Source organism: Sulfuriferula thiophila (assembly GCF_003864975.1).
GTDB classification, from domain to species: Bacteria; Pseudomonadota; Gammaproteobacteria; order Burkholderiales; family Sulfuriferulaceae; genus Sulfuriferula; species Sulfuriferula thiophila.
Window position 1 is genome coordinate 93,855 of the sequence record NZ_BHGL01000033.1, and the last position, 22,831, is coordinate 116,685.

A 22,831-nucleotide genomic window follows, 5' to 3' on the forward strand; every position below is an offset into this window, starting at 1 on the left:
TATATGGTTATCCGCAAGAAGTGATGTTAGACTGAGCACGATCAACTCAGAAATGAGGCTTTTGTAAGTGTATTGCGAAAGAAAATAACATGACAGTTTGCCAATACAGTCTCGCTGATTTCCAATATATTGCTGCAGGGGCCGCCATTCTTGCCAGCGGCGGAGGTGGCAGCTATCAGGATGCTGTCAGTGTGCTCAACGAGTTAGCCAGCACCGGCTGGAGCGGCTCGGTACAGGTGCGGGATTACGACGGCGTGACTAATTGTTGTGTGCTGGCATTAATGGGTTCGCCGGATGCTGCCGACAGTCTCACGCTGACTGATATCGAATATGCCATCACCAATACCCTCAATCTTTTTCAGGCTACAACCGGTGCTGCGCCGGGTTGTGTCATTCCGGTTGAAATAGGGCCGATCAATTCTATAGTGCCGCTCATCGCAGCAGCCTTGTCCAGTAATGCAATTCAATGGGTGGTTAACGGTGACGGTGCCGGGCGCGCTGTGCCGGAACTGCCGCAGACTACTTATAGCGGCAGCGCTGTTCTAGCTGCCAGCCCGTGTGCATTGGCTAACGATGCTCAAGCATCAGTCGCCATCCAGTCTGCCGCGCTGAGTGCGTCGACAGCTGCGCAGGTTGAAACGCTGGCAGGAGGCATTGTATCTGCTTTTGGCAGCTTTTCCGGCATCGCGCTATGGCCCTCTGATGCGAGCAATGGTTATGCGCTGACAGGAAGTTACATTGCCGGTACCTTGGGGCAGGCGTGGGCACTGGGGCAATATCTGCTGCTCGCGGCAACGCCTGCTTCGACGGCCGATGTGGCTGCGCAGATCAATGCGCTGACAGGGCGCGGGACGACGCCTGTCATTACCAATTTTTACATCACTGCCGTGACGCAGTCGACCACCAGCGCTTCGCTGGATGCGGGTGTCATTCGTCTGGATAACACACTTGATCAGGCTGACAGCACTGAAACACATTACATCTACAACCTGAATGAAAACCTGATTATGTACTCGAGTCTGAGCAGTGCGCCGGACATAATCGCACCGGATTCAATTTGCTATTACTCCGAAAGTACAGGCTTGGGTTTTTCCAATGCGACGGATGATCTGGCGGTATATTTCGATGCGAGTTCGGGTAAAAGTACCGGCAATCGCGTGAGTATCATCAAAGTCGACGCTGCTACTCAGCTCTGCAAAGCTAATGGCGTTGTGGCCTCGTTTGCCGGGTTGTTGCGCAAAATCGGTTATGCCGGCTCGATGCCTTACCCTGGTTGAGATAGACACATACATGGATGAACAGGATATCTACAAAGAGCGGCTGGAGCTTGCCCTTGAGGCTGCCGGGCTGGATTTGTGGGAAAACGATCTGGTCACTGGAGATGTTCCCTGCAAGGTGACTAAAATCTTTACCGAACTCGGTTACAGTGCAGAGGAGACTTCCTGGTACGTCGATGATTTGTTCAGCATTATCCACCCCGATGATATCCCGATGTTAAAAACCGCCATCAGTGAGCACTTGACCGGTGTTACTAAGCAGTATCGCTGCGAATTCAGGATACGCGCCAAATCCGGCGCATGGGTGTGGTATGCGAATTATGGCAAAATCATGGACCGGGATGGCGTCAACGAGGGGCGACGGTTTATTGGTGTGACATTTAATATCGATGACAGAAAATGCAAGGAGGATGAGCTGGCGCAAGTCAACCGCAAGCTTATCGAACAGAATGCAATGCTGGAGAGCTTGAATGCCACGCTGCAATCGCTGGCGACGAGCGATCCGCTTACCGGTGTTGCCAACCGGCGCAAGCTGATGGAAGTGGGTGCCAGTGAAGTTCAGCGCGCGCTCCGTTTTGGTGATCCGCTGTCACTGCTGATAGTCGATATTGATCTGTTTAAGCTGGTAAACGACACCTGGGGTCACATGACAGGCGATCTGGTGATCTGCGCCATTGCGGAAGCGTGTGTGCAATACGTACGCAGCAATATTGATATTGTCGGTCGTATCGGTGGCGAAGAATTTGCCATTATCCTGCCCCAGACTGATGGTGTGATTGCCAGCAATCTGGCAGAGCGCTTGTGTCAGGCCGTGGCGGGATTGCAAATCGCAATTAATGATGCAACCAGTCTGAATTGCACAATCAGTATTGGTATCGCGACGCTATCTGCCTCTTCTACGTCGTTCAAACATTTGTTGATCAATGCAGACAAAGCGCTTTATCAGGCAAAAGATGCCGGCAGAAATTGTGTGCGCTGTGTGCAATCATGATGCTGATTGGCGGTTAGTTATTTAAATGGCGCAATCAGTTTGCGCACCGGATCATAGTCTTTGTCTTCAACCGTAACAAAGCCATCGTAGGTGTGATCGAATGCCTGCAATATGGCAGCATCAGCACCTTGTTTCTTCAATTTCAGAAAAGCGGCTTTCAGTTTTTCCACTACTGGTTTCGGGGTGTCTTTGCGGACAGCGAAAACATAAGAAGGCAGCGGTGGTGTAGTGCCTATGATTTTAATGCCCTTGTTTTTAAATTCGAGCGCAACACTGTCTTTTAAAATGCCGCCATCAAAATCCCCGGCAATAATCGCTTTGGCAATATTGTCATAGTGTTTTAGATAGGCTATTTGCGAAAAATCCTCAGCCTTCAGCCCCATGCTGGCAACAGCCGCCTTCTGCAACAATGCTTTTTCGTCACCAAAGGCGAAGCGTTTACCTTTTAAATCGCCGGGTGTTTTTATCTTGCCGGGATTACGTGCGGCAATAACCAGAGAGAAACTGGGTTTGCCATTGACGGTAGGTGCTACCAGTGGCACTACCTGATATTTTTCATGCGCCTCCAGATAGGCAACCGGAGTTAAATAGCTGATTTGAGTCTGGTTGTTACCCAGGTCTTCCATTGCGGCGGCTAAATTAGGCGACGGCTTGAAAGTGACATCGATGCCGGTAGTAATAGAGAGGTAGTGTGTTAATGGCTCAAAGCGTTTGATCATCTCGACAGGAATGTCCATGGCCGCCGAGCCTATGGTCACCGATTCGCTGGCCTCGGCCGCCGGTAGCCAGCAGAGGCTCAATAATGCCATCAGTGTCGTTGTTATGCGTTGTTTGTTATGAATCATGTAATCCTCGTTACTCATTATTTATCAGTTGTGAATACAGTGTATAGCGGTTACGGCCGCCTCGCTTGGACGCGTAACATGCTTTATCGGCAGCAAAATACAGACCTTCCGGAGAGAGCATGGACGGGTCAAATTGTGCGATACCTATGCTGATGGTACAAGGGATAGGCTTGTCTTCGTATATAAAAGGATGCGCTACCAGGGCAGCTCTGAGATTTTTGACGAAAATTTCAGCCAGGGCTTCATCTGCATGGGACAGGATGATGGCAAATTCATCTCCACCAAGCCGTGCGGGGATATCCGCTTTGCGCGCGTGGTCGCGCAAGATGGCCGCCACATGTTTGAGCGCTGCATCACCGGCAGGGTGACCGAGGGTGTCGTTAATATCCTTGAATTTATCCAGATCAAACAGCACCAGGCTGAGCGGCTCCCCGTAACGTTCATTTTGCGCAACGCTGACGGCTATCATTTCGTCGTAATATCTGCGATTGGGTAGTTCAGTGAGGCTGTCGGTGGTGGCCATGCGCTCAACCAGGGCAAGTGCTTTTTCCAGTTCTTTATTTTTTTCTACCAGCGCCTGATCGGCCAGGTCAATCTTCTGGTGCAGCTTGTCATGGTAATCCGACAAGGTGACTGTCAGGCGGTTATAAACCTGTACCATCTTCCCGATTTCGTCATTGAATTCAAACGGCAATGCTTCGCCTAAATTGCCATTGTCGGTTTCGGCTGATTCCATTGCGCGTGTTAAACGCTGCACAGGCGCTACAACTGCCCTTGATACCAGTAAGTAAATAATGAATGACAGCAGCAGTCCACCCAGTATCTGTTCTATCGTGATGCGTAGTGCTGCTGCTGAAGATGCTTGCTCCAGGGCTTTAGTGGAGACCGTGAGTGATGCTTGTCCAATTTCCTTGTTGTTCAGTTGTATAGGCGAATCGAACCGCAGTCCTTTTTCTGGTGTGGCTTTGCTGAAATCAGCCATGGCGCGGCCATTAATGTTGCGAATGCTTACCGCGAGGACGTCAGGCTGGTTCAGCAGGTTTTTGGCCAGTCCTTCCAGGTTGCCATAATCATAGCCCGCAACCAGATTGGCGGCACCGGCGGCGAGCGCTTTGGCGCGACCCGCACCGGCAACATTGATAGATTGCTGCAGGTGATCCTGTTCCGTTTTTATTCGTACCCATCCGAAAAATATGGAAATCATCACTATGCCGAGAAATAGCGCCAGTATCAGCTTGCCTCTCAGGCCGATATTTTCAAAGAATAAAAAATAGTTTTTATGTTTCATGCGAGTTCAAATGGCGTGGTTGGGCTATGAGCAAAGGGTACGCACGCAGTCGTGCAACACTCAGGAACATGAGGCTGGTTTTGTGGTGGCAAGATTGGCTGGCGGCATATTTCAAACGCGTGCTCCCCGCGGATTTTTATAGTTGTGTATGTGCTAATAATAAACTGATTCAGTCGCCATGTCAGCTGAATGATCAACCGTAGTGATATACGCAACCAATGCATATTTCTGGGATTTAAAGAAAGTTTCCAGTACCTCGTCCAGCAGAAAAATCTGTTAGATTTTGCTCAGTCGCGGTTGCGATGGCTTCTAGTGCTTCAATGGTGAAGAATGCCTGATGCGGGGTTAGTAACACATTAGGCATATTCAGCAGTTCCTTAAGTAAGGCATCTGTATAACCACTTATTGAACAATCGCGGAAAAACAAACAGGATTCATTTTCGTAAACATCTGCCCCGTAAGCAGCCAGTTTTCCATGCTTTAGTGCGGCTAACACCGCGGCCGTATCAACTACCGCACCTCGGCTGGTATTGATCAGGATGGTATTGGGGTGGCACTTTTCTAAGATGGCAGCATTGATGATGTGTCGGGTCTCTGGCAATAGCGGGCAGTGCAGCGAAATAACTCTGGCACGTGTAACGCCGTCAGCCAGATCGTCTATATATTCAATCTGGGGAATTCTATGTGCCAGTGGCATGGCCGGGTCATATGCTAATACTACACAACCAAATCCTTGCATGATGCATGTAAATGCCTGACCTATGCGACCTGTGCCGACCACCAGTACAGTTTTTCCGTGCAGATCAAAACCCATCAAGCCTTGCAGGGAAAAGTTGCCATGCAGTACTCGTTGGTATGCGTGATGAACATGTCGATTCAATGATAACAATAGCGCGACCGCCTGTTCAGCTACGGCATATGGTGAATAGGCAGGAACACGGGCAATTTGTATTCCTACCTGATGCGCCGCAGCGAGATCGATATTATCGATACCCGCTGCGCGCTGGGCAATCAGTTTGACGCCTGCTGCTGCTAATGCGCTGATGACTGGGGCAGATAAATCATCACAAACGAAAGTTACCACCACTTCAAACCCTTGCGCACGCTGGACTGTTTGCATATTGAGCATATCGGATGTGGTTTCTATATCGTGACCAGCTTTGGTTAGTACAGGGATTAGCGTATCCAGATCATGCTGTGCGACGCCGGTAACAAGAACTTTCATATGCTGTACCTATGGGGTATTTTGCGGAAAAAGTCAGTATTTCAACTCAAGCTATAGTTACGCTCTATGCATGTTATTCTACTATTGTGTGAGCGATTTATTTGGTGCTTATAGGGGTAATGTCATTGTTCAAAACAGTAATCTTTGGCTGCATATAACTTCCACCCGCCATTTCCGTCGAGTTCCAGTACCTGCGGGTGATATTTCAGTATGGAAGGGCGATGGCCGACGCTGACCATGGTGGTGGCGCTACCTGCCAATTGCCGATACAGATTGTCTTCGTTATCGATATCCAGCGCGCTGGTGGCTTCATCGAGGATGGCGTATTTAGGAGCGGCGAGCAGCACCCGTGCAAAAGCCACGCGTTGCTGCTCACCCACTGACAACACCTTGGCCCAGTCCAGCTCGGCATCCAGTCCGCCCGAGCGTGCTGCGATGTCTGGCAGGTTGACGCGTTTCAGTAACTGCAGCAGTTCTTCGTCCGTGATTTCTTTGTCCTGCTGCGGATAGAGTAGCTGGCTGCGCAGGCTGCCCAGCAACATGTAGGGTCGTTGCGGCAGAAACAGCATGTCGTCGGTATCCGGACGGATGATGCAGCCGCTGCCAGCGTGCCACAGACCAGCAATGGCACGCAATAACGAGCTTTTGCCGCAACCGCTGGCACCCACGATCAGCACGCCCTCGCCTGGATTGATAGCCAGGGAGAGTTCTTTGATCAGTGTGCGTTCGTGGTTCGGTGTTTCCAGGGTCAGGTTTTCGATGACCAGTCGGGAATCCTGAACCAGCGCGATACTGTCTTCAGCCTGCGGTAGATTGGCGTTATTGCCGCTGAGGTACTTGGCGAAGCTGTCGAGACGATCTATTCCTGCGGCAAATCGGCTGAAACTTTCAAAGTTGTCTACTATCACCGTCAGTGCGCTCAATATCGCTGCAAACGCACCCGCCGCCTGAATTGCGCGACCGACTTCCAGTTCGCCTGACAGCACCCGTCCGGCGATGATTGCGCTGGGCAGAATGATAGTCAGGAAGCTGTAGCCATATTGGAACAGATTCAGATGCAGCTGGGATTTAATGAGTTTGTTGTAATTGGTAAAGGCTTCATTGAAATGCTGGTTGACCTGCCGTGATTCCTGCTCCTCGCCGCGATAGAAGGCGATGGCTTCGGCATTCTCGCGGATGCGTACCAGGCTGAAACGGAAATTGGCTTCGCGCCTGAGCTGGTAGAAATTAAGCCCGATCAGCACCTTGCCGAATACCAGTACAGTAACTGCCGTGCCGACTATCGCATAGACGATCAAAAAATACACCAGATCCGTGGAAATCGACCAGAGCACACCAGAGAAGGCCATGAGCTGCAGCAGCGCGCCGATCATGATTAGCAGAAAATAGAGTGAACGCTGGGTGAAGGTATTGATGTCTTCAGCAATACGCTGATCCGGGTTGTCGATCTCGGCATTACCATTCAGCGCATAGTACGCACGGTTGCTGAAATAACTGCCGAGGAAATTTCGGGTCAGCCAGCGCCGCCAGTAAATACCCAGCTTGTCGCGCACATAATAGTAAAACGCATAAATCGGCACGGCGATAACCAGGATAGCGAAGCACTCTTTGATCGCAATCCAGAATCGGTCGGCGTCTTTTGCTGCCAGCGCCGAAGTGAATTCGCCAGTGAGCTGGTTGAACAGTACAGCGAATCCGGTCTGTCCCAGCAATAGCACCACCAGCAGGAACAGCAGGCTTCTGGCCTGCCACTTTTCTTCGCGGGACCAGTAAGGCGCTGCAATTGTTTTGAAACGCCGCCATAAATGAAGATCAAATTGGATCATGCGGGTGTGTATGGGTTGGATTTTCCGGGGGAAAGGTAGGCTCGGCGTTCCGCCGCTGAATAGGCATCGATACGCTGGTTATGCCCATCCACGATGACCAGGGATTCCATCTGTGTAACGATTGCACCATGCATGTCGCATGTTTGCGTGGGCAAATCATCAATAGGTAAGTGGTAACCGGCGCTGGACATGGCTTTCTCCTGATCATGGTGGGGTGTTGATGAATCATGACTGATGCTGGAAGTATGTTAATCAGGCAAGCCTGATCATAGTCCGTCATCGGTCATTTTTGCACTTCGCACAGGGTCAAACCTGATTAATTGTATGTAGACTTCAGGTATGTATGCAAGTCTAGCAGCAGGATTCGGCGCGGTCGGTACGCTTGCGTACACAAAATTATTTGGGTGGGTGAACAGCAGAGAGTTTAAGCCGGAATGTTCAACGATTTTTCTAATAAGGTCAGTTGCAGGCCGGCAACGCGAGGTATACCGAATCGGGGTGAAGTAGGGAAGGGTTGGAGCAGGCCGGTATTGCGGTAGCCGCGCCGTTCATAATAGGCGATCAGTTCGAGACGCAGGGTGATGACAGCCATCTGCATGGTAGTGACGCCCCACAGCTGCTGCACGAGATTTTCGGCTTGTTGCAGGCATAGTTTGCCAATGCCTGCGCCCTGCAAACCGGGCTGGATGGCAAACATGCCGAGGTGGGCATGGCGGCCCTCCTGTTGCAGATGCAGTGAGGTGATAATTTCCTTGTCGCGCACGCCCAGCAAAATGACGGAATTCACGGATTCAATCAGGCTGCTGATTTCATCGGTATCAGTGCGTTGCCCGTCGAGTAAATCGGCTTCAGTGGTCCAGCCGACCCGGCTGCTGTCGCCGCGATAGGCTGAATTGACCAGGTTGGCGATATGTTCGATGTCCAGAGTGTTGGCGAGACGGAAGTTCAGGGGTGACATGCGGCGCTCAGGTACGGATGATGTTCAGGTTGCTAAAGTGCCCGCCCGGTATGCTGCTGGCAGGAAGTCGCCACCATTTTTCGTGGATGGTGCTGTACAGGCTACGAAAATCCACGCCGTAGGTCAAGTTGCCGTTTTCCAGTTGCTGCAATGCAGGTGGCTTCCCATACAGTCCGCCCTTGACCTTGCCGCCGATGATGAAATGCGGGGCGGTTGTGCCGTGATCAGTGCCGTTGCCGGCGTTGTCTTGCGGGCGGCGACCGAATTCGGAGTAGGTCATGAGCAGGCTGCTGTCCCAGCGGTTGAGCTCGGTCAGTGCGGCTTTGAGAGCGACCACGCCGTCTGCGAACTCCTTAAGCAGGCGTGCCTGAGTGGGTTGCTGGTTGGTGTGAGTGTCGAAGCCATTCAGCGAAATGCGCACCACGGCCACGCCGGACTGGTTGGCAATGATCTCTGACGCAGTGTGAATAGCGTTGCCGAAGGTGGTTTTGGGGAATTCAGTCGTGAACGTGTAGTGTCCGCTCAGATGGCTCGCGGCGTGCTGAATATCGTTTTCGACTTTGAGGATATGCGCCAGTGCGGCGTTCCCGGAACGGATCAGCGCATCGTCTGCCAGTTTGGCCTGGCGCGAGAACTGGTCGGCATTGTTGAGGATGATGGCGCGGGCACCACCGGCGAGCGGGCCGAGGTCGGCGGAGCCTATGCTGACACCTTCTGCAATGTAGCTTTGAGGCGGCGGGAATTGCGCGAATGTGCGGCTGAGCCAGCCCTGCTGCAGGTATTCGTTGCTGGCAGAAGCCGTATCCCAGATTTCAATAGCGCGGAAATGCGACATGTTAGGGTCGGGGTAGCCTATACCTTGCACCACTGCCAGTTCGCCTGCCTGCCATAATGGCAACATTGTTTGCAATGCCGGGTGCAGACCGGTGCGTTCATCCAGTTGCACAACCTGGTCGCGAGGGATGGCGATGCGCGGGCGCAGGGCGTAGTAGGCATCATCGGCGTAAGGTATCGCCATGTTCAGACCGTCGTTGCCTCCCTTGAATTCGATCAGGATCAGCAAGTTCTGGTATTGACCTGTCGGTGAGGCCGCGATGGCGAGGTCGGGCGCTGTGCAGATCAGTGGGACACAGCCAAGGGCTTTAAGAAAATCGCGACGCAGCATGATGTCATTGCCTCCAGGCTACTTGAGTTGATAAACCGGATCCAGCAACAAGGTGCGGACGTAATCTGCCGGCGGCAAACCGGACGCAACCGGTTCGCTAGGTGTGCTGGCAAGTAACAGCCGTTCGGCATGTCTGTATTGTTCTTGCGGATGCGTTGCGAGAGTGCCGATCCAGTTGTCGGGCGCGTAGTCGATACGGTTCATGCTGCGATCGGTCAGTCGCGCCAGCCGTTGTTGCGGGGTGGGTGGCTGCATCATGTATTGCTCGGGTACGGGCATATCGGCACCACGCGTGAGTTTATCCAGAAACTGTTTGCGGTTGAGTAGCGTGGTGCTGTTAATCCAGTTGTCGTTACCTGGCCAGCCTTTGACATTGGGCGGTGCGAACAGGTCCTGTTCGAGCTGGCGCGAGGTCAGTGCCAGCACACGTGGGTCGAGTTGATGGATGGAGAGCTGTCGTACGCTGCCGACCAGTAATTCCACCGGAGATTTGACCAGGTTGCCGCGATGTCGGGGTGCCCAGAAAGCATCGCTGAGCAGCATCGCACGCAATAGTGGGCGGATTTCGTAGTGCTGGTTGCGGAATGTCGCGGCGAAACGTTTTACTTCAGCCGGGTCGGGGTTTGCGGAAATCAGATCGCGCCACAGTTTTTGCGTGATAAATTCTGCGGTAGCGGGTTGCTGGAGCAGAATATCCAGCACATCGTCGCCGTTGAAATTTCCAGTTTGGCCGAGTATGGTTTTCACGCCGTTATCATGCTGGAACGGGCGGTCCAAGAATGTGCCGGTATCGCGATCCAGGCTCCAGCCGGTGAAGGCGCGGGCAGCTTCCCTGACGTCTTGTTCAGTGTAATTGCCGATACCGAGGGTGAACAGCTCCATGACTTCGCGCGCGAAGTTTTCGTTGGGCTGGGCTTTGCGGTTTTGCAGGTTATCCAGATAAATGATCATTGCCGGATCTTTGGCAACGGCATGCAGCATATCGCCAAAATTGCCCAGCGCATCGCGGCGCAGCAACTGGTTTTGCGTCAGCATCAGGGCAGGGGATTTGACTTTCTCCATGCTGGAGACGAAATGGTTGTGCCAGAACAGAGTCATGTGTTCAGTTAATGGCGAAGGGGTGGCGACCATTTCCTGCATCCACCAGGCGCGTAGTTGCATGCCATACTGGGCTTGCTGGCGTTGCAGTTGTTTTTTCTCTGCTTCGGACACGTCCTGCAAGCGCGGCGGAGGCGAGTATGCGGCCAGTTCTGCTGGAACAGGAGTGACTGCTTGCTGTGTGCTTTGAGCCAGTAGCTGATCGACGGCTGCACTACGGCTCAGTCGGGCATAGGTTGATAGCTCTGCAGGGCTGGGCGCGAATCCGGTACGCGCCAGTAAATGCCATGCGTCAGCTTCGCCCATGCCTGCGGCTTGCGCCAGTGTAGCGGTAAACAGGAACGCCAGGCCCAGGCAGTAATAACGCATGGTGTAGTTTACTGAGTCATGGCGCCATTTTGTTGGGTATGAGCCTGTTTGCCCATCTGCTGCTGGAATGCAGCCTGCATTTCAGCTTTGGTTACCTGCCCATCATGGTTGGTGTCAACTTCGTCGAAGTGCATTTCCAGCATAGGCATGTTGCTGGCCTCGGCTTTGCTGATTGCGCCGTTATGGTCTTTGTCGGATGCATTGAAGCGGGACATCATCATGCTGTACATCTGGCTGCTGTTCATTTGCGGTCTGGCACCTATGCTGTCCATGGGCGGAGTGGTCGAATCGGCAAATGCAGGTGCTGTAAGAGCCAGGCCTAAAAGGCAGATCAGGGTTTTGGTGGGGTGCATGGTGCGCTCCTTGCTATTAAGAAATAGGGTTATTGATGTGTGATGATAAACAAAATCAACGAACTGGATATTTCTATTTCTGTTTAAATTGTAACAAGGTGTAACCAGGTAATAGAATGCTGTTTTGCAGTTGTGTAGTTATTTAGTTAAAGGTTGTTCATGTTACTCCCAGAAATAGAGCAAGGTTTTGTGGCGGCACTCAGTCGTGAACAGGTCATCACCGATACGGATGTGCTGGTTTTGTATAGTCACGACGAAACACCGCGCGCGTGCATGCCGCTGGCTGTGCTGTTTCCTCGTGAGCAAGATGAGGTCGTGGCGCTGATGCAGGTGGCGATAACGCATGGTGTGGTGCTGATTGCGCGTGGGGCAGGGTCAGGCAACGTCGGCGGGGCGCTGCCTGCGCCGCAATCGGTGGTAGTGAGTTTCGAATGCATGAACCGCATACTGGAAGTGCATGCGGCGGATCGCTACATGGTGGTGCAACCGGGCGTCATTACCTCTGAAATTGATAGAGTGGCTCGCGAGCATGGATTGTTTTATCCGCCAGACCCGGGCAGTGCTGCTTATTGCCGTATCGGCGGCAACCTGGCGATGAATGCCGCCGGGCCACGAGCGGTGAAATATGGGGTAACGCGCGATTATGTGCTCGGACTGCGCGCGGTAACCGGTGCGGGGCAGTTGATCCAGACCGGTTGTCGTACCACCAAGGGGGTGATGGGGCTGGATTTGACCCGTCTGCTGGTTGGTTCGGAAGGCACGTTGGCGCTGATTACCGAAGCGACGTTGAAACTGCTGCCTGCACCCGAAGCACGTGCAACCTTGCGTGTGTGTTATGCCAGCAATGCCGATGCGTGCCGTGCGGTTGCGCGGGTGATGAATCAGGCCGTGGTACCCTGCGCGCTGGAGTTCATGGATCGGCAGTCAATCACGGCGATACAGGCCGCGGGCGCGGCAACCGATTTGCCCGCGGGTACTGCAGCGCTACTAATGGTTGAGGCGGATGGGGTGAGCGCAGATTTGCCGCGTCAGGTCGAAGCGCTGAAGCAGGCTTTGGCAGGCGAGGGTATGCTGGAACTGCTGCAAGCAACTGATAAAGAGTCGGTAGCGGCATTATGGCTGGCGCGTAAATCGCTTTCACACGCAGTTAAGTGCATCGCACCGCTGAAGATCAATGAAGACGTAGTCGTGCCGGTGTCGCGTCTGGCCGAACTGGTGATTTATATTGAGTACCTCGCTGCTGAACATGCTCTGCCCATTGTCAGTTTTGGTCATGCCGGCAATGGCAATCTGCATGTGAATATCATGGTTGATCCGGCCAATGCGGTGCAAATGCAGCAGGCCAAGCAGGCGTTACGTGCGCTGTTCGCTCAAGTGCTTGCGCTAGGCGGTACGCTGTCAGGCGAGCATGGTATCGGCAGCGAAAAGCGGCCGTATGTGGATATGGAAATCGATGCGGCGAGTATGCATATCATGCGCCAGATCAAGCAGCAGTTTGATCCGGATAACTTGTTGAACCCGCTCAAGCTGTTGCCGGATGTGAGCTAAGCGAACGGGATTCTTATTTATTTCGCTAGCCAGGGTTTACAACAGGGGTTAAATCCACCTATAATTGCCGTCTTTCGGGGGTATAGCTCAGCTGGGAGAGCGCTTGCATGGCATGCAAGAGGTCAGCGGTTCGATCCCGCTTACCTCCACCAAGTATTAACTCAACGCCTCGGTTTGATTGATTGAAAAATCAGTTGAACCGGGGCGTTGTGCTTTCTGTCAGTCTTCAGCCTCATCGCGTCGCAATGTTTGGTGACGCTATCTGATATCCAAATCGCAATACAGCCTTGATGTTTCTACGTCGCATCCGCCTGGAAAATTAGTGGAGCTCTGCACGCTTTTTGAGGTATTCTGCAAAAGAGGATGTTTCCAGTTGGTCTGCACAGCTTGATATAAGGGATGGTTGCGGCGATGGCGGAATTTGACGAAACCAATAAAAAAATTACGATAAAGCTGGTTTATTACGGCCCGGCCATGAGTGGCAAGACCTCTAACCTTATGCGCCTGCATGATATGCTGGCACCCGATTTAAAAGGCGAGATCATGACGCTGGAAACGCAGAATGATCGCACGCTGTTCTTTGATTTGCTGCCGCTGGGGTTTCGTACGCCGTCAGGGTGGCTGATCAAACTCAAGTTATATACTGTTCCCGGTCAGGTTGTCCACGATGCGACGCGTAAGGCAGTGCTGTCACGTGCCGACGGGGTGGTGTTTGTCGCGGATTCGCAGCAGTCGCAAGGTGTCAATAATTCCGAAGCATTCCAGAATCTGGAAGAAAATGTCAGCCGTGTAGGGCTTGATTTTGAGACACTGCCTCTGGTGGTGCAATTTAATAAGCGTGATCTGCCAAATATCCTTACTGAATCCGAGATAAAAACGCGCTGGGCTGCCGCGCCCTGGCCGCTGGTGCTGGCTTCTGCACTGGACGGAACGGGTATCAAGGAAACATTCATCCAGTTGCTGCAAGCGGTTTATCCTATACTGAATCAGCAGGTCGCCCTGGATGACGTTCATGGCATGGATATGCCTGCTTTTATCAGCGCTGTGGTGGGAGATTGACTTGGATCTGCGTTCTGGAAATTTCGACAGTGAATTGAGCTTGCATGAACTGCTATCCGGGGTTTCGCCGGAGCGACTGACAGCGATACTCACGCTGATACTCGGTACGCCATTTCGGTTGGTGTCAACACAGGGCGAACTGGTGATGGGTATAGCGCTGCCTTTTGAGGGGGATGTCAGTCGCGCTCCGCTCAGCCATGATCTGGAAACAATCGCTTATATAGAATCACCATCCGCCGAGCCTGACAAACTGAGTGCGGCGGTGATTTTGCTGGAGTTGTTGCTGCAATCCGGTGCCCGCTATTTCATGGCGGCCAAAATGCATATCGAAGTCGTGCAGTCAGATTACGAGGCGTTGCAGCGTAAGCATACCTTATTGCAGGAATCGGAAGCCCGCTACAAAATACTTGCCGCGCATCTGGAAGAGCGGGTCGAGGAGCAGGTAAAAACCATAGATGCAGCGCAGAGGCAGTTGTATCAGGCAGAAAAGATGGCTTCAGTTGGTCAGCTGGCTGCCGGGGTGGCGCATGAAATCAATAATCCTATCGGTTTTATCCGCAGCAACCTGAGCACTGCCCAGTCTTATGTGCAAAAACTGGCTACTATGGCAGGCATGATGCAGTCGCAAGGGTCGGCGCAACTTAACGCGGCCTGGCGGGATGCCGATCTTGATTTTGTACTGGAAGATTTTGCCGCGCTGCTTGAGGAGAGTGTGTCAGGTGCGGACCGGGTGGCACGCATTGTGGCTGATCTGAAAGGGTTTTCCAATGTCGATCATGCCGAGGAAGAAATCGTTAACCTCAACGATAATTTACGTTCGGTTTGTAACGTGGCTGCCAGCCAGTTGCAGGGGCGTGCTGATCTGGAGCTGGAGTTGGGTGAATTGCCACCATTGCGCTGTTTGCCTGGTCAGTTGAACCAGGTGTTGCTGAATCTGCTGCTCAATGCGGCGCAAGCGATGACTACGCCGGGTAAGATACGCATACGCACAGCAGTGGATAATGCGCAAATCAGCGTCACTATTGCCGATACCGGCAAAGGTATCCCCGCAGAGGTGTTGCCGCGTATTTTCGAGCCGTTTTATACGACCCGCGACGTCGGGCAGGGAACAGGGCTTGGGCTAACCGTCAGCCGCGATGTCATCGTAGCTCATGGCGGTCACATCGAGGTGGAAAGTCAGCTTGGTGCAGGAACGACATTTACCATTTATCTGCCTGTGGCGAATGCTGATCATCCACGATGAGAGGGTAATATCGGTGTGGGCTGTTTGCCATGGCTTCGATTTAAGTAACTATTCCAAGAGAGACGCAAATGTTCCATTATTCATCCTTGTTTACCGGTGCGCCACCCGATAAGGAGCCGAAATCCGAGCAGGCGAAATCGACTAAATACCGGATACTGCTGGTCGATGATGAGCCGAATGTGCTGAAGGCCTTGCAGCGTGTTTTTCGTCAGGAAAACTATTTCATTGCCACGGCCGCCAATGGCCAGGAAGCCATGGAGTTGCTGCGTTCGGAAACCTTCCAGCTGATGATCTCGGATTACATGATGCCGGTCATGAATGGGGCGGATTTGCTGAAAAAAGCCAAGGCTATCCGTCCGGAGATGATCCGTATCATGCTTACGGGCCACGCGGATACCGGTGCGGTGATGGGCGCTATCAACGAAGGGGCGGTATACAAATTCATCCTCAAACCCTGGAATGATGATGACCTGCGGATAACGGTGGCGTTGGCGCTTGAGCAGTATGATCTGATACAGAAAAACAAGGCGCTGCAAAAAGATAACAAGGATAAATCCAAGGAAATCACTGCGCTGTCCAAGCTGACGGTTACCAACCGCAGTCAACTTGCCATCATGCTCAACAAACGTAATTTGCTGAATGATCATCAGGTACAGGAGCTGTACCGGCAACAGCAGCAGCGCAAGGAGCCGATGATCAAGTTGCTGCTGGAACATGACTGGGTGGCTGAAAAAACCATACGCGACATCATGCGTAAAGAGTTTCTGATGGAGGAAGTGTCGCTGGCCGAATTCCAGGTCGATCCGGCGGTTGCTGCATTGATACCACACAGCTTTTGTGAGCGGCAGCTGGTGGTGCCGTTGCGGCTGGAAGGCAAGCGCCTGTTGCTGGCGCTGGCAGATCCTATGGATATGGGCCTGATTGATGATCTGCGCTTCGTTTCCGGGCTGGAAATACAGCCGGTCATGGCGGATATCGCTGACATTAAAGCCAAATATGCCGAGGTTTATGGTGTCGGGGAGGGGGTTGATTTCAGAGAGCTGGAAACGCTGGTTTCCAGCCCTGATCCCTACGAAGGTATCGAGATTGTTATTGAAGAGGAAGATAACAGAACGCTGGAAGATCTGCTGCGCGGCACCGATGAGCCACCCGCTATTCGTCTGGTGAATGCCGTTATGCTGGAGGCGATCCGGCTGGGGGCCAGCGATATTCATATACAGCCGCGTACCAAGAGCGTGGTAGTGCGCTATCGCATCGACGGCGTGCTGGTAGACAAGATACAAATTCCGCACCATTTGCATCAATCACTGGTATCGCGGCTCAAAGTCATGTCGGAGCTGGATATCAGTGAGCGGCGCAGACCACAGGATGGACGTATTACGGTAAAAACGCCGATGCGGATTGTGGATCTGCGCATTTCCACCTTACCTACGATCAATGGGGAAAAAGTGGTGATGCGTATTCTTGACCGCAATTCAGCGATTGTCGGTCTGGACGGACTGGGCTTTTCGCCGTCTGATCTGGAAAAAGTGCTGAATATGGTAGACAAGCCGCAGGGTCTGATTCTGACCACCGGCCCGACCGGCAGCGGCAAAACGACTTCGCTGTATGCGTTATTGCAGCACAATGCTACCCCCACCAAGAATTACGTCACTATCGAGGATCCGGTCGAGTATTACATGGATCAGGCCGGGCAGGTTCTGATCAAGGAAAAAATCGGTCTGACTTTTCCTGCGGTGTTACGCGCCATCCTGCGGCAGGATCCGGATGTGATTCTGCTCGGCGAGATTCGTGATTTTGAAACCGGTGAGGTGGCTTTCCATGCTGCGTTGACCGGGCATTTAGTGTTTTCCACCCTGCATACCAATTCGGCGGTGGCGACTATCTCGCGGCTGTTCGATCTCGGACTGAAACCCTATGTGGTGGCGACAGCGCTGGAAGGTGTAATCGCCCAGCGTCTGGTCAGGAAAAATTGCATACATTGCAGCGAACCGGAAGAGCCTACACCGGCGTTGCTAGCCAGGTTGGGGCCGTTGTTCAGTCCGGAAAAAATTACCGCATCAAAAGGCAAGGGCTGCAGTCAGTGCAATGGCAGCGGATACCGCGGGCGGCTCGGTTTGTATGAAGTGCTGGTGCCCAATGATGAGATGCGTCATCTGATTGCCAGCGGCGCCACCATACTGGAGATTACCAATCTGGCAAAAAAAATCGGTACTTCCTCGCTGCTTGAGGATGGTCGCGATAAGGTTAATCAGGGGCTCACCACCATTGATGAGTTGTTGCGTGTATTGGGGCCGCAGTAGCTTTTTTAATTGCACTGGTGCAGATACATCAGTGAGTTGAGCGGAGGGTATAGGCAGAGATTGTTTTCAATCCTATACCGAAATATTGAATGTATGTTCTGTTTAGTGCATAGCGATTACATCGCGTTCTGGATCGTGATGCGTTTGTTTGTACGAACGGTCGAAGCTAAATTGGGTTAGTGCTTGCATATCTAATATTAAGGTATTGCACCTGAAAATACTCGGTTATTGTTCCGGAAATAGGGGTGTAAAGTTACATTCGGGCTGGATGCTGGTTTGTACCTCTGTGTTAAGGGGGCTAGGTATTCGACAAGTCAGGAGGATGGATGAATAGAACATTGCTGTTGGTTGATGATGAAGAAAATATCACCTCATCGCTAGTGCGTTTGCTGCGGCAGGATGGTTATCGCGTGTTGACAGCCAATAGTGGCAAAATCGCATTGAGCCTGTTGGCAGAGCATGCTGTGGGTGTCATATTGACCGATCAGCGCATGCCGGAAATGACAGGCGTGGAGTTGCTGACGCAAGTGAGAGAGCGCTATCCTGAAACAGTGCGTTTGGTATTGAGCGGATACGCGGATATTGATTCTGTTAAAGCGGCAATCAACCAGGGTGCAATTTATAAATACCTGACCAAGCCGTGGGATGATGAAATATTGCGCGCCAATGTGCATCAAGCTTTTTTGCAGTTTGAATTGACTCAGGAAAGAGCGCGACTCACGCACGAAATTGAAGCTGCCAATCAACAGCTGGCACAAATTAATCAAGAGCTGGCAACGCAGATAGACGAGAAGAATAGGCGCATCGAGCAAGCCGTGAATTATGATGTTACGACGCATCTGCCGAACCGTTTCTTGTTTGTAGATCGTTTGCAACAAGTTCTGGCACAGGCTGAACGCACTCAAACTCCGGTTGCTGTCATGATGCTGGATCTGGATCTTTTTAAAAAAATAAATGAGTCGCTGGGTCATCCAGTCGGCGATAAAGTGCTTGGTGCTGTTGCGGAAAGGCTGCTCGGGGTGGTGCGTAAAGGAGATGCCGTTGCGCGGGTCGGAGGGGATGAGTTTTGCTTCATGATGAGCGGTTTCCATGATATTCATGAAGTGAGCGACAAGGCTCAGGCATGCCTGAATCTGTTGTCAACTCCCTTTGCAATAGAGAAAGACGAGATCTTCATTTCATTCAGTATCGGTATCAGTGTTTATCCGGTGGATGGGGTGAACTCGACTGAATTGCTCAAAAATGCTGAAACCGCTATGTACCACGCGAAAGCTGAAGGCAGAAATAATTTTCAGTTTTATACAGAGCAAATGAATGCAAGCGCGCTGCAGCGACTCATGTTTGAAAGCAGTTTGCGTCGGGCATTGGAGCGCAACGAGTTTGTGCTGCATTATCAGCCACAAGTTGATCTCGGGAGCGGACGGGTTTTTGGTGTGGAAGCATTGTTGCGCTGGCAGCATCCTGAGAAAGGATTGATACCCCCTGCAGCGTTCATACCATTACTGTAGGAAAGCGGGCTAATTATCCCGGTCGGAGAGTGGATATTTCGTACCGTAGCCGCGCAAATTAAAGTTTGGCAGGCAGAAAAATTGCCGCCGTTGCGCGTGGCGGTCAATTTGTCTGCGGTACAGTTCAGGCAAGCGGGATTGGGGCAAATGATCGCTTCGATTATGTCTGAGGTCGGACTCGATTGCGCCTCGGGTTGTCTGGAGGTGGAGCTAACAGAGAGCCTGGTCATGAAGGATATGGAAGGTACGATTGGCGTATTGCAGATGCTGCATGATATGGGTATAAAAATTTCTATTGATGATTTTGGGACGGGGTATTCGTCGTTAAGCTATCTGAAAGGTTTTCCGATTGATACGTTGAAAATAGACCAGTCTTTTGTGCGCAATCTGTCCAGTGATGAAGATGATGTCGCTATAGTTACGGCAATTATCGCGCTGGGGCACGGGCTTAAGCTAAGAGTAATTGCTGAGGGTGTGGAGACGGTTGAACAGTTGGCGTGCCTGAGAGAAATGAAATGCGATGAAATGCAAGGGTATTTGTTTAGCAAACCCGTATCTGCAGAAAATGTGACGCGTTTGCTGCAGCAGAGCGAGTATCTGCTTAAACCGATGGAGGTATGATGGAACGAACTTTGCTGCTGGTGGATGATGAAGAAAATATTGCTTCCGCATTAGTGCGGCTGCTGCGTCGTGATGGTTATAACATTCTGAGAGCAAATAGCGGTAAAGCGGGCCTGGAGTTGTTGGCGCAGCATGAAGTAGGGGTCATTATTTCAGACCAGCGGATGCCGGAAATGACCGGAGCTGAGTTTTTGAGTAAGGTGAAAGAGCTCTATCCAGATACAGTGCGCATTATGCTAAGCGGGTACACCGATCTTAATTCTGTGACAGATGCGATTAATCGCGGGGCCATTTATAAATTCCTTACCAAGCCGTGGGAAGATGATTTGTTGCGGGAGAATGTAGAAGAAGCTTTCAAGCACCATGAAATGAAACTGGAAAATGCACGGCTGACGCAGCAATTGCAGACAGTCAATGATACGTTATCCAACGTTAATCATGAGCTTGAGCGACGTGTGGCAGAAAAAACCGGTGAAATTGTGCGGAATTTGCATATCTTGCAGATTTCACAGGACATTCTGGATTTTCTGCCCGTTGCAGTATTGGGAATCGGTGACGATGGGCTGATAGCGATTGCGAATCAAATGGCGCACAAGTTATTTGGAAACTTGGAGGAATGCCCTTTATTGGGTGAAATGGCCAGTGATGTTTTGCCTGCGGAGTTGTTGACGGGGGTGGCTGCCAGAGAGTGTTGCAAGCAAGCCGAAAAAAAACAGGTGCGTTTGGCAGACGGTCAGAGTGTTAATTACTGGTGCTATTCGATGGGCGAGCTGTCTCATGCGAAGGGGGTGGTACTGGTGGTTGATCCAGGTGCGCCTTCCTGAAAGTTACCCGATCTCTAATGACTGTGTTTATGGGAGATAAAACGAAAATGGTTACTGCGGTCAGTTTGGACGAAGCTCTCGCCAAGTTACATCAGCTTCCTGTTATCCCCGTTGTGGTGCAGGAGGTGATCAGCAGTTTTAATGATCCTGATCTGGATAGTGTGCTGCTTGCACACAAGATTGAGCAGGATCAGGGGTTAACTGCAAAAATCCTGCGTGTTGTAAATTCCGCATTTTATGGCTTGTCACGCCGGGTCAGTTCCATACATGAGGCCGTGGTCGTGATGGGCTTTAACAGCGTTCGTTCGCTGGTATTGTCGACAGGCTTTGTAAAGGCGTTTGCAGTTGCCGAGGCAAGTGAATTTGACCGTCATGCTTACTGGCGGCGCAGCTTCCGGGTAGCGGCTTATGCCAAGGCGTTGGCAAAGTGTCTGAGGCATGATCAGGATATGGCATTTACCGCGGGCATGTTCCACGATATCGGGCTGCTGGTGCTGGATACCTGTATGCAGGCACAGTTTGCGGGCGTGCTTACGCAGCAAAACCAGTCAGGTGAGAATTTGTTGACGCTAGAGCGCTCTGTGCTGGGGTTTGACCATGCCCAGATTGGCGCAGAGGTGGCCAAACGCTGGAATTTCCCGCCATCCATCGAACATGCTATCCGCTATTGCCACACTCCCGAGCATGTTCCGTTCGAGCCGGTTACTGGTATTGTCTATGTTGCGGCATTGATTGAAAGTGGGATAACGGGTGAAACGTTGATTAGCCAGTTGCCGGGCAGTTTGCGGGATCATCTGCACTTGACATGGGAGAGTATTGAGGCAGGTTTACCGGATGCTGAGCAGATTGATGCCAGTGCTGAACTGCTGCTGACAAGCTAGCGCGAGGGAGGGGGTATGGCTTTTGGCCGGATGACAAAACTATCCTGGATTTACGATTTATACCGTCTTGGGCAAGATGTAACCATGCGGGAAAATACGGCAGCCATTTATCAGCAGATTATTGTTCATATCGTGGACGGATTTGAAGGAAGAAGTGGTTCATTGGCTTTGTGTGATGCGGATGGTGTCAATCTCACCATCGTCGCCGGTATAGATTTGCCGGATGGGGTTGTTGGCAGCCTGGTGAAAATGGGCAGCGGCGTACTGGGATTGGTTGCCCAAGAAGGTAAAGCGTTGCTGCTGAATGGCGACATTTCTAATGATGTGCGTTTCCAGCGTAACAGGGAGGGGCGGGAGGCCGCTTCGACGTCTATCAATTCGGCAATTTGCTGGCCGTTGAAAATCGAAGATCGCGTTATCGGTGCTATCAGTGTTAACCGCCCCAATGCCACCACCCGCTATTCGGAGGCCGATCTGGAGCAGGGTACGGCGCTGTTAAGTATGGTTAGCCTGGCGCTGGGCAATATGCAGTTGCATCTGGATCAGAATCGGCGGCTAGAAGAATTGCGACTTATAAACGCAAAGCTGGAAGCGGCTCAGAATCAGTTGCTGCAATCGGAAAAAATGGCCTCAATAGGTCAATTGGCTGCCGGTGTGGCACATGAAATCAATAATCCCATCGGTTATGTTTATTCCAACCTGAGCACGCTGGAAAGGTATATGCAGGATGTGTTCAGTATGGTGGATGCCTATGAACAAGCAGAACACGCAATATCTGATGCGGAAGTGCGGCAACGGCTGCAGTTGAAAAGAGAGCAGCTGGATATGGCATTTCTGAAAGAGGATTTGCGGGAGTTGATGCATGAATCAAAAGATGGGATTACCCGCGTCAAACAGATCGTGCAGAACCTGAAAGATTTTTCTCACGTGGACGCTACAGATGAATGGCATAGCGCAGACCTGAAAGGGGGCATTGAAAGCACGCTGAATATCGTCAATAACGAGATCAAATATAAGGCGAAAGTGATCCGGGAATATGGCGCTATTCCTGAAGTGGAGTGCCTGTCGTCACAACTGAATCAGGTGTTTATGAACTTGCTGGTGAATGCTGCGCATGCCATTGAAGATCAGGGCGAAATTGCGATTCGTACCGGAGTGCAGGGGACGGAAGTATGGGTGGAGATCGCGGATACGGGGAAGGGCATTGCTCCGGAAAATATGAAGCGGATATTCGATCCGTTTTTCACAACCAAGCCCGTGGGCAAGGGGACCGGGCTGGGGTTGTCTTTATCGTACGGCATTATTCAGAAACATAATGGCCGAATTGAAGTGAAAAGCGAGGTTGGTAAAGGCACTGCGTTTACGGTCTGGTTGCCCGTGAAGCATGCCAATACTGAGGGGGCTGTTTCAATGAGGGTTTCGAATGACTAACAGCAATAAGGGGGGGGG

18 protein-coding genes, 1 tRNA gene and 1 pseudogene are annotated in these 22,831 nt (G+C 51.8%); 11 read left to right on the forward strand and 9 right to left on the reverse strand.

Features of this window, described 5'->3' with window-relative positions; genetic code table 11:
* The first annotated feature begins 89 nt into the window (after positions 1-89).
* Positions 90-1,277, forward strand: a complete 1,188-nt coding sequence (locus tag EJE49_RS10250; RefSeq protein ID WP_124950476.1) for an S-methyl thiohydantoin desulfurase domain-containing protein — start codon at positions 90-92, stop codon at positions 1,275-1,277.
* Entirely contained in the window at positions 1,249-2,268 is a 1,020-nt protein-coding gene (locus EJE49_RS10255; RefSeq protein WP_189941833.1) for a sensor domain-containing diguanylate cyclase, read from the forward strand. Before EJE49_RS10250 ends, EJE49_RS10255 begins: the two co-directional genes overlap by 29 nt.
* 17 nt (positions 2,269-2,285) lie before the next feature.
* Here the strand turns inward: EJE49_RS10255 and EJE49_RS10260 are convergent, their stop codons facing one another.
* The 9 genes from EJE49_RS10260 to EJE49_RS10300 form a co-directional block, all read right to left on the reverse strand.
* A complete protein-coding gene (locus tag EJE49_RS10260) occupies positions 2,286-3,113 on the reverse strand; it encodes a PhnD/SsuA/transferrin family substrate-binding protein (RefSeq protein ID WP_189941835.1) in 828 nt (275 codons plus the stop codon).
* A gap of 10 nt (positions 3,114-3,123) precedes the next feature.
* Positions 3,124-4,401 carry a sensor domain-containing diguanylate cyclase gene (locus tag EJE49_RS10265; RefSeq protein WP_124950482.1) on the reverse strand — a complete coding sequence of 426 codons (1,278 nt, stop codon included), beginning with the start codon at positions 4,399-4,401 and terminating at the stop codon, positions 3,124-3,126.
* 235 nt (positions 4,402-4,636) lie between these two features.
* Entirely contained in the window at positions 4,637-5,626 is a 990-nt protein-coding gene (locus EJE49_RS10270; protein WP_124950484.1) for a 2-hydroxyacid dehydrogenase, read from the reverse strand.
* 122 nt (positions 5,627-5,748) lie between these two features.
* Positions 5,749-7,452 (reverse strand): ABC transporter ATP-binding protein/permease, encoded by a 1,704-nt coding sequence (locus EJE49_RS10275; RefSeq protein WP_124950486.1) that lies wholly within the window; start codon positions 7,450-7,452, stop codon positions 5,749-5,751.
* The gene (locus tag EJE49_RS10280; protein ID WP_124950488.1) at positions 7,449-7,643 is read right to left on the reverse strand and encodes a hypothetical protein; all 195 of its coding nucleotides are present in this window, start codon (positions 7,641-7,643) and stop codon (positions 7,449-7,451) included. The genes EJE49_RS10275 and EJE49_RS10280 overlap by 4 nt, the downstream gene beginning before the upstream one ends.
* 233 nt (positions 7,644-7,876) lie before the next feature.
* Positions 7,877-8,410, reverse strand: a complete 534-nt coding sequence (locus EJE49_RS10285) for a GNAT family N-acetyltransferase (RefSeq protein WP_124950490.1) — start codon at positions 8,408-8,410, stop codon at positions 7,877-7,879.
* 7 nt (positions 8,411-8,417) lie between these two features.
* Positions 8,418-9,575, reverse strand: coding sequence for a DUF1501 domain-containing protein (locus tag EJE49_RS10290; protein ID WP_124950492.1), 1,158 nt, complete (start codon positions 9,573-9,575; stop codon positions 8,418-8,420).
* A gap of 18 nt (positions 9,576-9,593) precedes the next feature.
* Positions 9,594-11,042: a DUF1800 domain-containing protein gene (locus EJE49_RS10295; RefSeq protein WP_223246916.1), complete on the reverse strand. Its 1,449-nt coding sequence runs from the start codon at positions 11,040-11,042 to the stop codon at positions 9,594-9,596.
* A gap of 8 nt (positions 11,043-11,050) precedes the next feature.
* Positions 11,051-11,395 (reverse strand): EF-hand domain-containing protein, encoded by a 345-nt coding sequence (locus EJE49_RS10300; protein ID WP_124950494.1) that lies wholly within the window; start codon positions 11,393-11,395, stop codon positions 11,051-11,053.
* A gap of 159 nt (positions 11,396-11,554) precedes the next feature.
* On the opposite strand from EJE49_RS10300, the gene EJE49_RS10305 reads away from it, so the two are divergent.
* From EJE49_RS10305 to EJE49_RS10350, 9 genes and pseudogenes are all read left to right on the forward strand, one after another.
* The gene (locus EJE49_RS10305; RefSeq protein ID WP_124950496.1) at positions 11,555-12,943 is read left to right on the forward strand and encodes an FAD-binding oxidoreductase; all 1,389 of its coding nucleotides are present in this window, start codon (positions 11,555-11,557) and stop codon (positions 12,941-12,943) included.
* A 76-nt stretch (positions 12,944-13,019) separates the two neighbouring features.
* Positions 13,020-13,095, forward strand: a tRNA-Ala gene (locus tag EJE49_RS10310).
* 259 nt (positions 13,096-13,354) lie between these two features.
* Entirely contained in the window at positions 13,355-14,002 is a 648-nt protein-coding gene (locus EJE49_RS10315) for a GTP-binding protein (protein WP_124950498.1), read from the forward strand.
* A 1-nt stretch (position 14,003) separates the two neighbouring features.
* Positions 14,004-15,245, forward strand: a complete 1,242-nt coding sequence (locus EJE49_RS10320) for an ATP-binding protein (protein WP_189941837.1) — start codon at positions 14,004-14,006, stop codon at positions 15,243-15,245.
* Positions 15,246-15,313: 68 nt separating this feature from the next.
* Positions 15,314-17,548 carry an ATPase, T2SS/T4P/T4SS family gene (locus EJE49_RS10325; protein ID WP_124950502.1) on the forward strand — a complete coding sequence of 745 codons (2,235 nt, stop codon included), beginning with the start codon at positions 15,314-15,316 and terminating at the stop codon, positions 17,546-17,548.
* Positions 17,549-17,874: 326 nt separating this feature from the next.
* A pseudogene (locus EJE49_RS10330) lies at positions 17,875-19,677 on the forward strand (putative bifunctional diguanylate cyclase/phosphodiesterase).
* A 20-nt stretch (positions 19,678-19,697) separates the two neighbouring features.
* Positions 19,698-20,501 (forward strand): response regulator, encoded by an 804-nt coding sequence (locus EJE49_RS10340; protein WP_223246931.1) that lies wholly within the window; start codon positions 19,698-19,700, stop codon positions 20,499-20,501.
* 29 nt (positions 20,502-20,530) lie between these two features.
* Complete coding sequence (locus EJE49_RS10345; RefSeq protein WP_189941839.1) at positions 20,531-21,382, forward strand: HDOD domain-containing protein; 852 nt, start codon at positions 20,531-20,533, stop codon at positions 21,380-21,382.
* A 15-nt stretch (positions 21,383-21,397) separates the two neighbouring features.
* Complete coding sequence (locus EJE49_RS10350; protein WP_124950510.1) at positions 21,398-22,813, forward strand: ATP-binding protein; 1,416 nt, start codon at positions 21,398-21,400, stop codon at positions 22,811-22,813.
* Positions 22,814-22,831: the final 18 nt, after the last annotated feature.